The sequence below is a fragment of the Streptomyces sp. MB09-01 genome (genome assembly GCF_033794505.1).
GTDB lineage: Bacteria > Actinomycetota > Actinomycetes > Streptomycetales > Streptomycetaceae > Streptomyces.
Window position 1 is genome coordinate 1 of the sequence record NZ_JARAYQ010000011.1, and the last position, 13,076, is coordinate 13,076.

The window sequence follows — 13,076 nt, forward strand, 5'->3', positions numbered from 1 at the left end:
CCCCCGGCCGCCGCACGGGCACCGCCCGCGCCGTGCTCGCGCTCGTGCTCGCCTCGGCCGCCGCCGGCCCCGCCTCGGCCGCCGGGGGAGAGGGGGCCGACGTACCGCAGGGCGCCGTCGCGTACCGGCCTGTGGCGCAGTTCACCACGGCCGGCAAACCGCGCGACCTGCTGCTGCACCCCGACTCGAAGAAGCTGTACGTCGGTTCGGACGACCTCCCCGAGACCGCCGACGCGAACGAGGGCGGGCTGCACGTCCTTGACCCCGCCGACGGCAAGCTGCGCAGCAGCGTCGGGCAGGCCCCGGGCCCCACCGGCACGCTCGGCCGACGGGCCGTGCGGCAGCTCGTCGCCCCGCTGCCCGGCGACGGCGCCGTCTTCGTCTATCCGCTGCGCGGCATCGGCACCGCCAAGGACGGCGACGCCGCGGCGGCGGGCGCGTGGGTGCCGGGTGCGGCCGTCACCGACGCCGCCCCCGGGCTCACCCCCTCGTCGGTGCTGGTCGCGCAGGGCTCCGTACTGTCGGAGGTCGACATTGCGACCGCGACCGTCAAGCGGTCCGTGACCCTGGAGGGCGGCGAGGAGTTCGCCGTCGACGCGGCGCGCGGCGCGGTCTGGTTCACCGACGTCGGCAACCGCCGGATGTACCGGATCGACACCGCCGCCTTCCAGGTCACCAAGACCGTGGACCTCCCGGCGGGAGAGGGCTTCGGAGGATTCACGGAGGTGGATCCCGGGACCGGCGCGGTCTGGGTCGGGCTGGACACCTCCGTCGTCGTCCACGACGCGACGGGCAAACGGCTGCGCACCATCGAGGGTGTCGACTTGCCCCGCGCGGCGAGGTTCGACGCCGCCACGCACGAGGCGTTCGTGGTGTGGCAGGACGCGGGGGACACCTCCCAGCCGGGCAGCGACGGCAACGGAACGCTCACCGTCCACCGCACCGGCGACCTCCAGGAGGCCGCCAAGCCCGTCGTACTCCCGGGGAACCACGGGCAGTTGGGCAGCGCGGCCGTGGCCGTCGAGCCCGGCGGCGCGGTCGTCTTCGTCTCGGACCCGGCGGGGGCGAGGATCACCCGGCTGGAGCGGTCCACGTCCCCGGAGGTCACCCGGAGCCCGGCGGACCGGTCGGTCACCGCCGGAGCCGAGGTCTCGCTGACCGCGCAGGCCGAGGGGAACCCGCGGCCCGCCGTCGCCTGGCAGGTCAGTACGGACGCCGGCCGGACCTGGCGGGCCGTGCCGGGCGCGACCTCGCCGACCCACACCTTCACGGCGGCGGCCGCCGACAGCGGCAGCCGGTACCGGGCGGAGTTCACCAACGACGCCGGGACCGCCCGCAGCGATGCGGCCACGGTCACCGTCACCGCCGCGGACACGACGACCGGCGGCGGCGCGTCCACGGGAGGGGCCGGTGGCGGCTCCGGCACGTCCGGGAGCACGTCCGGGGGCACGACCGGAGGCCCAGGTGGTCCGGGCGACGGTCCGGGCGACAGTTCGGGCGGTGCTGCGGGCGGTGCCGGCGGAAGCGCCGCCGGCGGCTCGGTGAGCGGCTCGGCAGGGGGCTCGGTGGGCGGTGCGGTCGGCGGTACGGGCGCCACCCCCACCGGCGGCGCGCTCGCATCCACCGGTGCCACCGTCGCCTCCCTCGCCGCAGGCGCGGTCGTCCTCACGGCGGGCGGCTGGGTGCTGGTACGCCGCACGCGCCCGCGGAAGACCGCCTGACCTCCGGCCCGGCCCCGGGTCAACGGCGCCTGAATCCGCCTGAATCCGTCTGACTCTGTCTGAGTTCCGCCGCGGGCCGCCCTGTTGAATGGGTGCCAATCGCATCTCTTGACCAGAGACGAAGGAGACACCGCTCGTGATCGTGATCGCCCACCTCAGCGACATCCATCTCGACGGGGGCCCGCGCGCGGCCGACCGCACCCGCGCCGTCATGGAGTACCTCGACGGTCTGCCGTACGACTTGGACGCCGTACTGGTGAGCGGGGACATAGCCGACCACGCCGCCGGCACCGAGTACGAGGAGGCCGCCAAACTGCTGCGCTCGCGGCACCCGCTGGTGGTCTGCCCCGGCAACCACGACGGCCGGACCGCCTTCCGGCAGGTCCTGTTGGGGGAGGAGGCCCCGTCCGCGGCGCCGGTCGACCAGGTGCTGCGCGGCGCCGGCTTCGTGCTCGCGGTGTGCGACTCCTCCGTACCCGGCGCGGACCACGGCCTGCTGGAGGAGTCCACGCTGGCCTGGCTGGACGGCGTACTGACCGACACCCCGCGGGAGACCCCGGTCCTGGTCGCCTTCCACCACCCGCCCGTACCGCTGCACACCCCGTACGTCGACGAGATCCGCCAGTTCGGTGAGGAGCGGCTCGCCGAACTGGCAGGACGGCACCCGCACCTCACCGCGTTCCTGTGCGGACACGCCCACACCGCGGCCGCCACCACCTTCGCGGGGCGGCCGGTGCTGGTGGCGCCGGGCGTGGTGTCCACCCTGCGGCTCCCGTGGGAGCACCCCTCGGCCGGCTCCGAGCACGTCCACCTGGACGAACCGCCGGCCGTCGCCTTCCACTTGCTCGGCGACGACGGGCGGCTGACGACCCACTACCGGGTGGTCGTGGACCGGCGGTAGCCGCTTCCGCCACGGGTCCGGGTCGGGGGCCGGGTCAGCAAGGCGGGGGGCTACGGGACTTCCGGCTCGAAGGTCCGGAGTGCGTCCTCCCCGCCGGTCCACAGGACGCCGAGCCGTTGGCGGGCCAGGAGCCAGCCGTCCGGCCCGCGGCGGAACTCCCAGGTGTACGGGCCGCCCATGGAGTAGGTGCCGGAGGTCGACCCGGACGCGGTGACCGCGACGAACCACATGTAGCCGATGCCGTTCGCGCGCTCGCCCTCCACCTCGAAGTGCATGTTGAGGAGGTGGTGCTGCATGCCCGGGTAGGGCGATTCCGCCTCCTCCACCGTCGCCCGGATCGCCTCCTTGCCGCGGGTCTCGCCCCACGGCCCGAACTCCAGCACCGCGTCGTCGGCCCAGCAGTCGATCCAGGTCTGCCAGTCCTTGCGGTCCAGGGCCCGCCAGCCGCGGATCAGGAGGGTGCGCAGAGCCTCCTTGTCCTCGAGGTTCCGCAGCCTCCGGACCAGGCTGTCGTACTCGGCGGCCGTGGGCAGCACTTCGGCGCCCTCCCTCCCGGCGGGGGTCACCGGGCGCTCGCGGCCGGGCGGACGACGATCTCGTTCACGTCGACCTCGGGAGGCTGGGAAACGGCGTGGGCGATCGCCTCCGCGACGGCCGAGGCGGGCAGTGCGACGGCGCGGTAGGCCTTCATCGCCTCCCTGGCCTCCGGATCGGAGATGCCGTCCGCGAGTTCGGACTCGGTCACGCCGGGCGAGACGAGGGTGACCCGGACGTCCCCGCCGGACTCCTGCCGCAGGCCTTCGGAGATCGCGCGGACGGCGAACTTGGTGGCGCAGTAGACGGCGGCGGTGGGGGAGACCTCGTAGGCGCCCACGGAGGCGATGTTCACGATGTGCCCGCCGCCCTGTGCGCGCATCACCGGCAGGGCGGCGGCGATCCCGTGCAGGACGCCCCGCACGTTCACGTCGATCATGCGGTCCCACTCGTCGGTCCTGAGCGCTGCCAGCGGGGAGAGGGGCATCACCCCCGCGTTGTTCACGAGGACGTCGATCCGGCCGTACTCGCGGCACGCCGCATCGACGAACGCGCGCACGTCCGCCGCGTCGGTGACGTCCAGCGCCCGGAAGGCGGCGGTGCCGCCCTTCCCGGTGATCTCCTCGACCAGCCGTTCCAGCCGGCCGGTACGGCGCGCACCGAGCAGGACCCGGTGCCCGTCCGCGGCCAGACGACGTGCCGTGGTCTCCCCGATGCCGCTGCTCGCGCCGGTGACGGCCACGGTCATGGCGGTCTGCTTCATGTCTGTTCCTCCTTGTGGCCGGCTTTCGGCCGGCTCGCCCTGCGGAGTCTGGGCGGCGGCGGAAGGAAGGACCAGGACGGGCTGTGCCTGGGTACGGCGCACCCGGGCACGCGCCGTGGGAGCGGTCTAGCCTGGCGTGATGACAGGCAACGCCCTCGGGGACTTCCTTCGCGCGCACCGTGCACGGCTGCGGCCCGACGACGTGGGGCTGGCCTCCTACGGCCGGCGCCGGGTGGCCGGGCTGCGGCGGGAGGAGGTCGCCGTCCTGGCCGGCATGAACACCGACTACTACGCCCGCCTCGAGCAAGGCCGCGAGCAGAGCCCCTCGCCACAGATCCTCGAAGCGATCGGCTCCGCCCTGTGCATGGACCACGAGGCACGCGACCACCTCTTCCGGCTGGCGGGCACCCTGCCGGACGGGCAGCGGACACGGCCGAGTGAGACCGTCAGCCCGATGCTGCGCCAATTGCTGGACGGGTACGCGCACACCCCGGCCTTCGTCCTCAACCCGGCGCTGGACCTGCTGGCGGCCAACGGCCTGGCCGACGCGCTCTTCTCGCCGTTCGAGGAGGCGGACAACCTCGCCCGCATGACCTTCCTCGACCCCGCCGGACGGTCCTTCTACGCACAGTGGCCGCGGGCGGCCGAAGCGGTCGTCGCCGCCCTGCGCCAGGCCACCGGCCTCGTACCGCACTACCCGCGCCTGCGCGAACTGGTGGGCCTCCTCGCCGCGACGAGCGAGGAGTTCGCCGGGCTCTGGTCTGCGCACACCGTCTACGGAAAGACCCTCGACGCCAAGGCACTCGTGCACCCGGAGGTGGGAGCCCTGTCCCTCACCTACCAGTCCTTCGACGTACGGGGAGCGCCCGGCCAGCAGGTGGTGATCTACCACGCGGAACCAGGGAGCCCCGGCTCCCACGCGCTCTCGCTGCTCGGCAGCCTGAACGCAACCGGCCCGTCCGGCACCGGAGTTCACCGGACCGGACGGGCTCGGGCGTGAGCGGAGGGGGGTAACGGGGTCAGGGGCCGACGGTGATCTGCTGCGCCGGATCGGTGGTGTCGGCGACCCGGTAGACCGCGTTGAAGGTGGACGAGGTCGCGCTGGTGGGGCAGCCGAACCCGCCGGTGACCTTGACCGGTACGGACGCGTTGGTGAAGGTCAGGCTGGACGGGGCGCCGTTGGCCCAGGTGCCGCCGACGCTCGCCGGGGCCGTGGGGGCGGCGGTGACCGTACAGGAGGCGAGCCCGGTCGTCTTGACCACCAGGCCGCCGACCGGCAGACCCATGGTGGCGGTGATCGGGGAGCCGTCCTGCATCGACACGGTCCACGCGCCGGAGGTCGTGACCGTGGGGGTCACGCCCGGCATGCTGGAGGTGCAGGAGCTGTACGTCGGCGCGGAGATCGGCGAGGACACCGGCCCGGCCGGGTTGCTGTTGCCGGGGGCGGCCGGCACCGTGCCGGTGGCGACGGAGACCGTGCACGTCACCGTCACGGAACCGGCTTTGAGCGTGGCCTTCCCGCTGAGGGTGGCCTGGAAGGCGTGCCCGGCCGGGGTGACGGTGGTCGACCCGGCCGAGGGTAACGGCGCCGCGGTGACGGGGGCGGTGACCGCGCCGAGCGCGAGGGCTCCGGCGGAGGCCGCCCCGAGGGCGAGCGCGGTGCGCGAACGGCTCATGGCTGTACTCCTTGGGGATCGTGGTGCGAGGTGGGGGGAGGGGGCGCGGCGGTCGCCGCGGCGCCCACGGCGGACTCCGCGTTCCCGGTGCCTGACACGGACTCCGCCGCGGACTTCGGTTCCCCGGCGCGCGGGGCTGCGCGCTGGGCGGCGTACGGCTGCCACGCGAACATCAGGCCGCCGCCGAGAATGCCGAGCAGGGTTCCGATCAGGAAACCGCCCAGATTCGACAGGACCAGCGCGGCCGTGGCGATCAGGGTGGTGAGGACGCCCGCGAGCGTGCGCTGAGCGGGGGAGAACCAGGTGGTGAGGCCGAGCACGATCATCACGATGCCCATCAGGACGGACGGGATCCCCGCCACCCCCTGCTGGAGCATGACCTTCAGCGGCGCCAGCGGCAGGACGCAGATCCACGCCCCGGCAAGGATCGCGAGCAGCCCGCCCCAGAAGGGCCTGCTGCGCCGCCACCGTTGCCACCGCCGCCGACGGCTCAGAAGCATTCCTTCTTGCCCTTGCTGACGTTCATGCTGAGCCCGGAGAGCTTGAAGGTGCCGGCGTTGGTCGCCCACGCCGTCTGCTGCAGACCGGTGATGCGGACCGTGTCGGCCTGCTGGGCGAAGAGGTCCTGCATGCCCTGCGCTTCGGCCGGCCCCTTGTCGAGGGTGGAGGCGTCCCGCCCGATCTCGATGTTGCTGAAGACGGCGTCGCCGGCGAGCTGGGTCGCGTCGACGAACAGGTTGCTCGCCTCCACCGGGGCCTTGCGGCCGGCGGTGAGGTTGAGCGAGATGTCACCGACCACCGGGAGCGTGGTGACCACGGACTGGCAGAGGTTGTGGAGCCTGGCCTCCCGGATGGCGGTGACGGCCACCGGGATCAGTTCCTCGCGGGCGTTGACGTCGACGCTGCCGTACTGGGCGAATCCTTCGCCCTCCAGGCTGCTCGCCGAGACCTTGAACTGCTGGCCCGACACGGCGAAGGAGGCGGCCAGCACACCCTGCGCGAGGGCGATGCCCAGGCCGGCGGTGACGGCGACGGCGGGAACGGTCAAGGCGGCGAACCGCCGCCAGCGCACGCGGCCGGAGTCACTGCGCTCGTCGCGCTCGTCGGATAAATGGGGGGAACCGGTCATGGGATCGTCCCTTATTTCGGCTGTGCACCGTTGTTACCGACGAGTTGAATGTAAGAGTGCCAATGGAGGTTGGCAAGGTTGTGCGAGCGCACCCTTTGAGCCGACTCCTACTGCTCCGTACGCAGCAGTTCGGCGACCTCCGCATCCACCCGCCGCGCCATCGCCCGTGCGAACTCCGTGGCCACGACCTCCCCGGCCACCGGCCGCAGCGCCGCCACCGCCGCGGTGATGTGCTGGAGCCGGGTGGCCGAAAGCAGTTCCAGGCCCTCCGCCCCCTCCGTACCGATCACATGCCGCCGGAACAGCCCGACGAACCGGTCCGCGACCGTCGCCGCCTGCGTCTGTACGAACTCCCCGACGTCCAGGATCTCCGCCAGCGGCACCCCCAGGCGCACCAGCGTCAGCGTCGCGTCCAGCAGCCGGCGGCTCGGGTGCGTGACCCGGTCCCCGTCGACCGTCACGTAGCCCAGCTCCGCCGCCCGCCGGGTGTCCGCCGCGGTCGCCGTCGGGCCGAACAGCTCACGCAGCTCGGCCCGGGTCATCGTCACCGGCTCCTCCTGCACCCAGTCCCGCGTCATCTCCCGTTCCAGGCCCAGCAGTCGGGACAGGCCGCCGCCCTCCTCCCACGCCTGCAGCAGCTCCGCGATCCCGTTGACCGTGTAGCCGCGCCCCAGCAGATCGCTGATCAGGCGCAGCCGGGTCAGGTGGTCGTCGGAGTACCAGGCGATCCGGCCCTCCCGGCGCGGCGGCGGCAGCAGCCCGCGCTCCTGGTAGTAGCGCAGGTTGCGCACCTTGACGCCGGCCGCCCGGGCCACGTCCTCCCGGCGGTAGCGCCCGCCACCGCTCCCGTCCTCCACCTGGCTGCTCACGGGCCAGAGTGTAGGAGCTACCGGCAGGTCACATGGGCCGCGGGCGATCCTGCTTGACCGCCCGCAGGATCACGAACTTCGGCTCGCTCGCGACGACTTCGCTGTTGCCGAAGAGCCGGCGCAGGTGGGTGTGGTAGCCCATGTGCCGGTTCGCAACGATCCACAGCTCGCCGCCGGGCCGCAGCACCTTGCGCGACTGCGCGAACATGCGCAGCGCCGTGGCATCCGTGGTGGCCTGGTGGGAGTGGAAGGGCGGATTGCTCAGCACCAGGTCCACGGACGAGGGCGGCAGCATGGCCACCCCGTCTCCGACGAGGAACTCCGCGGTCCGCCGGCCCTCGCGGACGTTCGCCCGGTACGTGGCCTGCGCCGAGGCGACCGCCTGGTACGACTCGTCGGTGAAGACGACCTCGGCGTCCGGATCGTGGACCTGGACTGCCGTGCCGACGACGCCGTTGCCGCAGCCGAGGTCCACGACCCGGGCCCCGTCGGTGTTGGTCGGCAGGTTCTGCAGGAAGAAGCGGGTGCCCACGTCGAGCCGGTCGGCGCAGAAGATCCCGGCGTGGTTGACGACGGTCAGGCCGGAGCCCGACCCCGCGTCCTCGTCCACGGTGTACGTCAGCGGCCACGGCCCGGGGGTCGTGGGGCGGGTCGCCCCGGGGGTGCCCGGCGTGCAGAAGATCAGCCGGGCCTTCTTCTCTGCGAGCGAGGTCTTCGTGGGGCCGAGGATCTTCTCGAAGAGGCGCAGCGTGGAGGTGTGGATCTCCTTGACCATGCCGGCGCCGACCACGACGGTGCCCGCGTGCACGTGCGGGGCCAGCCGGTACAGCTGGTCCTCCAGCAGCGCCAGGCTCTTGGGCACGCGCACCAGCAGGACGTCGATCTTCCCGGGCGGCGGGTCCTGCGTGGTCAGCAGGGTCACCGTCGCCTTGGCCGTCCCGATCCCGTTGCGGTCCAGGTTGGCCGCGGTGGCGGAGCGGGTGAGGGCGGAGTCGGTGATCTGCGTCGGGCGGTACGCGGCGAGCGCCGTCGTCAGCGTCCCCCAGCGGTCCCCGAGCACCGTGATCTGGCCGGCGGAGGCCAGATCCACCGGCCCGCGCTCACCGGTACCGGAGTCGAGGTGGCGCAGCAGGTACTCGTCGGCCGCGTCCCAGGCACGGAGCCGGTCGCGCGGGTCCTCGGGGAAGCGGGTGAGCTCGTAGGAGCCGAAGGGTGTGGTCAGGCGGTTCATATGGCACCCAGGCTATCCGAGCCGACCGCCGGACCCCGCATGCACGGGGCCGGGCGACCGAATGCACCGGACCGGGCACCCGCTCGGGGTGGCACTGGAGGTCCGGCAGGTCTGGGGGCTGGGCGTCCGCTCGGACGGGGCTGGACGTCGGCACGTGCGGGCCCGGCGGCCGCTCGGGGGGCGCGGCCGGACATCCGACGGGTGCGGGTCGGGCGCCCGGTCGGGCGGGGCCGGAGGTCCGGCAGGTGCGGCGCCGGACTACCGCTCGGGGCGGGGCGCGGCGCCGCATGCACGGGCCGGGCGTAAGCAGGCGTGTGTGCCGGCCGGTCCACCCGCTACGCCGGCTACTCCCGTCCACTCCGGCTACTCCCGTCCACTCCGGCTACTCCCGTCCACTCCGTCTACTCCGGGAAGTCGCCCGCCATCGCGGCGGCCACCCGCAGGTACGGACGGGCCTCGGCGGCCCGGCCCAGGCGCTCCAGCGTGCGACCGAGCATCAGTTGCGCGTAGTCCTCCACCGGCCAGTGCTCCAGGATGGCGCGGAGCTCGTGCTCGGCACGGGAGAGCTGGGCGGAGTGGTAGTAGGCGCGGGCCAGCAGCAGCCGGGGCGCCAGCTGCTCGGGCACCTCGCCCGCCAGCCCCTCCAGGATGCGGGCAGCCGTCGCGTACTCCCTCGCCTCGAAGAAGAGCTGGGCGCGCGCCCAGCGCTCGGCTGCCGTTCCGTGCTCGAAGTACGTCGCCGGCGCGTTCATCGCGTCCCTTCCGCCGTTCAGGTGGTCCGTCCGGTGCCTCCAACACGCCTGGGCGGTGGAACATTCCACCCGCCGGAGCCACCGCCGCGGGGCTAGGTTGTCCGCATGAGCAATCTCGAACGCCAGCCCGCTCTCTCCGCCTGCGGCGGCCGCGGCTTCGTCGTGGCCGAGCCGGTGCGCGAGCTCCTCAGCCCGCGTACGGTCAAGCTCGGAGAGTCCACCGAGGTCCGCCGACTCCTGCCGAACCTGGGCCGCCGCATGGTGGGTGCCTGGTGCTTCGTGGACCATTACGGCCCGGACGACATCGCCGACGAGCCCGGCATGCAGGTAGCGCCCCATCCGCACTCGGGCCTGCAGACCGTGAGCTGGCTCCACGAGGGCGAGGTGCTCCACCGCGACAGCGAGGGCAGCCTCGAGACGATCCGCCCGCGCGAGCTGGGCCTGATGACCTCCGGCCGCGGCATCAGCCATTCGGAGGAGAGCCCGCGCCCGCACGCCCGCTTCCTCCACGGCGCCCAGCTGTGGGTGGCCCTGCCGGACGCCCACCGCAATGTCGAGCCGCACTTCCAGCACCACGCGGAACTCCCGCACGTCACGGCCCCGGGCCTGACGGCGACGGTCATCCTGGGCACCCTGGACACGGCGACCTCGCCCGGCACGGCGTACACCCCGATCGTGGGCGCGGACCTGAACCTCACGGCAGGCACCGAGACCCGCCTCCCGCTCGACCCGGACTTCGAGTACGCGGTCCTGTCGATGTCGGGCGAAGCCCACGTCGACGGCGTCCCGGTCCTCCCGGGCTCGATGCTCTACCTGGGCTGCGGCCGCACGGAACTCCCCCTGCGCGCCTCGTCGGACGCGGGCCTGATGCTCCTGGGCGGCGAGCCGTTCGAGGAGGAGATCGTGATGTTCTGGAACTGGATTGGCCGCTCCCACGAGGATATCGCACAGGCCCGCGAGGACTGGATGAATGGGACGAGATTCGGCGAGGTGAAGGGGTATGACGGCCCTCCACTTCTGGCTCCTGACCTGCCCCCGGCCCACCTCAAACCACGCAGCCGAGTGCGCTGACCTGCGATAACTAGAGAGATGCGGTCCGGCAGGGCGCGGGTCGCGCACCTTCCGGTTGTCGAAGCCTCGGCGCTTCCGATCACGCCCCGCGCTTGCCCTTCGAGGGTGCGGGGCCTTCCCCCTCTGTGGGCGTCCGTGGGTGGGTGTGTGTCTACGAATGCTGACCCAATGCTGACTTTCCTGACGCTATGCCAGGTGAGGCTTCGGGCAGGTACAGACGTCGAATCGGCTTCGTCTGCGCTCGGCGCTTGTCTGGAAGTTGTTCCCGGCTACGTGCCAGTCGGGTTGCCCGCTGCGCTCCGCAAAGGCCGGACCGAGAGTCTGATGGATTGGGCGTTACCGCTTGTGGGGAGCCGACAACCCGTGCAGCGGTCGTCGAACCGGTCTCCCGGGAAGGGGACAGCGGATGAATGCCACGTGTGTCTGACCCCGGGTGTGCAGGTCTGGTAATCCGGGGTCGAGGTCCGGGTGCTGGCATGCGAGGTAGTTCAAAAGCGAGCGCGTTCCAGCTGTGGGCTCAGCCGCTGTGAGCGCGCCGGGCCGATATCGGCGGGCAGGTCGCCTGCCCTGCTGTAAGGGCGTCGTACGGGGTGCGGACGTCGAGGCTGTAAGCAGGTTCTTCGAGTGCTGGTAGTACACGTGCCACACCGCTCCTGATCAGGCAAAATGAAGGTATCTGCCTTCGGCTGGCCGGTGCTGGCCCGCAACTGGCCCGGATCTTGGTTGTGGGGCGAGAGAGAGGGCGCACTGTCTTTCCGGGGCCAGGTCTCGAAGCGATGGCCGTCGGTGGAGGGCCTCAGAGCTTGGGTGGCGCCGACGGCTCGCTTGCGGGCGGCGTCAGGTCGTTGCCAGCCCAGCGCTGACGGTGGTGGCGAACGTACCGGGAGTCGATGAAGTGCCACCGGTGGAGTTCGATCCTTTTCCCGGACTGGCCCGTCACGGTGTCGATGATCGTGAGGTCGTCGGTCAGGACCCGTGCTCCCGCGTCGAAGAGGACGTGGCAGGTCGGGCAGAGGCACAACAGGTTCTCGACGATGTCGGGTCCGTTGTCCTCTCTGGCCCGGATGTGGGCCGCTTCGCTATAGCGATGGCGTGGTGAGGGCAGGGCCAGGACTTGGGCGCACATCTGACAGCGGTCCTGGTACCACTGCTTGAGTTTGCGCACGGCACTGCTGCCGGTCTGCGGCCGATTCCTGTGCATGCCTCTGCCGGACGGCCACCATGGTTCGGATTCAGGCGTGTTTGAGCGAATTGCAGGGGCTTCTCCCTCAAGTGCTTCCATGCCGAAGAGCCGGTCGTCCAGGTCCTTGACGACCGGCTCCACCGTGCTGTGGTCCATGGCGGCGAGGTGCGCGGTGTCCAGGACGGCGCGGCGGGCGAGTGACCAGGCGGCCTCGATGTGCGTGCTGTGGATGGCGGTGCGTTCGGTAGCCGCGAGCGTTCCGGCGACGCGGGAGACGTGATCGCCGATCCGGACGAAGAAGTCGGCGTACTGCTCGGGCAGGGTGGCATCCCAGCTGCACTCGGCCTCGCGAATTGCGTGCCACTGTCGCCTTGCGCGAGTGGTGTAGGTCAGGATCGGTCGGGTGTTGAAGGCCCAGCCGTACGCCGTTGCCAGCTCGTCACGCCATTTGCCCGACGACGGGTTGGGGCGTGGGGCAGGCGCTGGCCGCCGGGCGAAGTGCAGGACGCGCGAATAGGTGGCGGCGTCCGTGGAAAGGAAGCCCCGCCATTCGCTTGCGGACAAGTCCCACAGGGATCCGACGTGCGGTGGAACGGGTCTCCTGGCTGCCCGGTAGCGTCCGATGCCCCGCGTGGGCAGGGTGTGTCGCCCGTCCCAGGCCTGTCGCAAGTGCCCTTCCAGTGACGTGCTGATTCTGGAGCCGCCGCGACCTGATGTGAACGGCGAACCGGTCAGGAGAAACGTGGGCGTGCCTGCGCCGGCGCTGTCCGCACGGCGGGTGGCGTGGGAGGCCGCACTGAGCAGCCTCTGGTCCGTAACGTCGGGGTGGACTGCCAACGGGCCGGGCCCGTTGAGGAGGCGGTGGACCAGGTGATGCAGCAAGTCGCTCTCGGACACGTCAGAACGCACCAGAGACGTCCAGACCGTCACCGGGGCGTCCGGCCATGAACTGACCGAGACCGCAGGCGCAACGGCCGCAGACCACCAGCTGATTGCCGCCAGATAGAGGTCCCCTGGATCCACACCCGCCGAGCCGGCCTCGGCCTGAGCCACTTCCCCGAGCGGCCCTCGATAGAAGGTGTCGTCGTCCGTCATCGCCCTACCCCCATCTCGGCTCCGCGCCTGCAGCGTCGCCGCCCCTGTTGAGTCTGCCCGACGGCCCTGACTGCGGCCGGGAGGGGCGGTGCTGCCCAACGAACCCTTCCGCAAGGGGCAAGGACTGCATCGGTGAATCCCGTGATCCAGC

At 72.0% G+C, this 13,076-nt stretch carries 13 protein-coding genes; 4 read left to right on the forward strand and 9 right to left on the reverse strand.

Translation table 11 applies throughout. The features are described from left to right. Both PV721_RS03965 and PV721_RS03970 read left to right on the forward strand, forming a co-directional pair. A partial coding sequence (locus PV721_RS03965) for a hypothetical protein (protein ID WP_319721379.1) occupies positions 1-1,721 on the forward strand: 1,721 nt, incomplete at its 5' end. 136 nt (positions 1,722-1,857) lie between these two features. Next, positions 1,858-2,622 carry a metallophosphoesterase gene (locus PV721_RS03970; RefSeq protein ID WP_319721380.1) on the forward strand — a complete coding sequence of 255 codons (765 nt, stop codon included), beginning with the start codon at positions 1,858-1,860 and terminating at the stop codon, positions 2,620-2,622. A gap of 50 nt (positions 2,623-2,672) precedes the next feature. Here PV721_RS03970 and PV721_RS03975 read toward each other — a convergent pair whose 3' ends face one another. Together PV721_RS03975 and PV721_RS03980 are read right to left on the reverse strand one after the other, a co-directional pair. Next, positions 2,673-3,158, reverse strand: a complete 486-nt coding sequence (locus PV721_RS03975) for a nuclear transport factor 2 family protein (RefSeq protein ID WP_319721381.1) — start codon at positions 3,156-3,158, stop codon at positions 2,673-2,675. A 26-nt stretch (positions 3,159-3,184) separates the two neighbouring features. Beyond that, on the reverse strand, positions 3,185-3,919 hold the full coding sequence (locus PV721_RS03980) for an SDR family oxidoreductase (protein ID WP_319721382.1): 735 nt from the start codon (positions 3,917-3,919) through the stop codon (positions 3,185-3,187). A 139-nt stretch (positions 3,920-4,058) separates the two neighbouring features. Between PV721_RS03980 and PV721_RS03985 the strand changes: the two genes are divergently transcribed. After that, positions 4,059-4,919, forward strand: a complete 861-nt coding sequence (locus tag PV721_RS03985; protein ID WP_319721383.1) for a helix-turn-helix transcriptional regulator — start codon at positions 4,059-4,061, stop codon at positions 4,917-4,919. A gap of 19 nt (positions 4,920-4,938) precedes the next feature. Here PV721_RS03985 and PV721_RS03990 read toward each other — a convergent pair whose 3' ends face one another. The 6 genes from PV721_RS03990 to PV721_RS04015 all read right to left on the reverse strand — a co-directional run bounded on the left by PV721_RS03990 (position 4,939) and on the right by PV721_RS04015 (position 9,576). Next, entirely contained in the window at positions 4,939-5,595 is a 657-nt protein-coding gene (locus PV721_RS03990; RefSeq protein ID WP_319721384.1) for a hypothetical protein, read from the reverse strand. Beyond that, a complete protein-coding gene (locus PV721_RS03995; protein WP_319721385.1) occupies positions 5,592-6,095 on the reverse strand; it encodes a DUF6114 domain-containing protein in 504 nt (167 codons plus the stop codon). Before PV721_RS03995 ends, PV721_RS03990 begins: the two co-directional genes overlap by 4 nt. After that, positions 6,086-6,724, reverse strand: a complete 639-nt coding sequence (locus tag PV721_RS04000) for a DUF6230 family protein (protein WP_319721386.1) — start codon at positions 6,722-6,724, stop codon at positions 6,086-6,088. Before PV721_RS04000 ends, PV721_RS03995 begins: the two co-directional genes overlap by 10 nt. A gap of 107 nt (positions 6,725-6,831) precedes the next feature. Beyond that, the gene (locus PV721_RS04005) at positions 6,832-7,593 is read right to left on the reverse strand and encodes a MerR family transcriptional regulator (protein WP_319721387.1); all 762 of its coding nucleotides are present in this window, start codon (positions 7,591-7,593) and stop codon (positions 6,832-6,834) included. 28 nt (positions 7,594-7,621) lie between these two features. Next, positions 7,622-8,815 (reverse strand): methyltransferase, encoded by a 1,194-nt coding sequence (locus tag PV721_RS04010; protein ID WP_319721440.1) that lies wholly within the window; start codon positions 8,813-8,815, stop codon positions 7,622-7,624. A 410-nt stretch (positions 8,816-9,225) separates the two neighbouring features. Continuing rightward, on the reverse strand, positions 9,226-9,576 hold the full coding sequence (locus PV721_RS04015) for a tetratricopeptide repeat protein (protein ID WP_319721388.1): 351 nt from the start codon (positions 9,574-9,576) through the stop codon (positions 9,226-9,228). A 105-nt stretch (positions 9,577-9,681) separates the two neighbouring features. Here PV721_RS04015 and PV721_RS04020 point away from each other — a divergent pair, with 105 nt between their 5' ends. Then, entirely contained in the window at positions 9,682-10,647 is a 966-nt protein-coding gene (locus PV721_RS04020) for a pirin family protein (protein WP_319721389.1), read from the forward strand. Positions 10,648-11,443: 796 nt separating this feature from the next. On the opposite strand, the gene PV721_RS04025 is transcribed toward PV721_RS04020, so the two are convergent. Then, a complete protein-coding gene (locus PV721_RS04025) occupies positions 11,444-12,925 on the reverse strand; it encodes an HNH endonuclease (protein WP_319721390.1) in 1,482 nt (493 codons plus the stop codon). Positions 12,926-13,076: the final 151 nt, after the last annotated feature.

Bases quoted from the DNA above. Each gene is read 5' to 3' on its own strand.
- PV721_RS03980 (WP_319721382.1), bottom strand. From the start codon at position 3,919: ATGAAGCAGACCGCCATGACCGTGGCCGTCACCGGCGCGAGCAGCGGC.
- PV721_RS04025 (WP_319721390.1), bottom strand. From the start codon at position 12,925: ATGACGGACGACGACACCTTCTATCGAGGGCCGCTCGGGGAAGTGGCT.
- PV721_RS03990 (WP_319721384.1), bottom strand. From the start codon at position 5,595: ATGAGCCGTTCGCGCACCGCGCTCGCCCTCGGGGCGGCCTCCGCCGGA.
- PV721_RS03985 (WP_319721383.1), top strand. From the start codon at position 4,059: ATGACAGGCAACGCCCTCGGGGACTTCCTTCGCGCGCACCGTGCACGG.
- PV721_RS04015 (WP_319721388.1), bottom strand. From the start codon at position 9,576: ATGAACGCGCCGGCGACGTACTTCGAGCACGGAACGGCAGCCGAGCGC.
- PV721_RS04020 (WP_319721389.1), top strand. From the start codon at position 9,682: ATGAGCAATCTCGAACGCCAGCCCGCTCTCTCCGCCTGCGGCGGCCGC.
- PV721_RS04000 (WP_319721386.1), bottom strand. From the start codon at position 6,724: ATGACCGGTTCCCCCCATTTATCCGACGAGCGCGACGAGCGCAGTGAC.
- PV721_RS03995 (WP_319721385.1), bottom strand. From the start codon at position 6,095: ATGCTTCTGAGCCGTCGGCGGCGGTGGCAACGGTGGCGGCGCAGCAGG.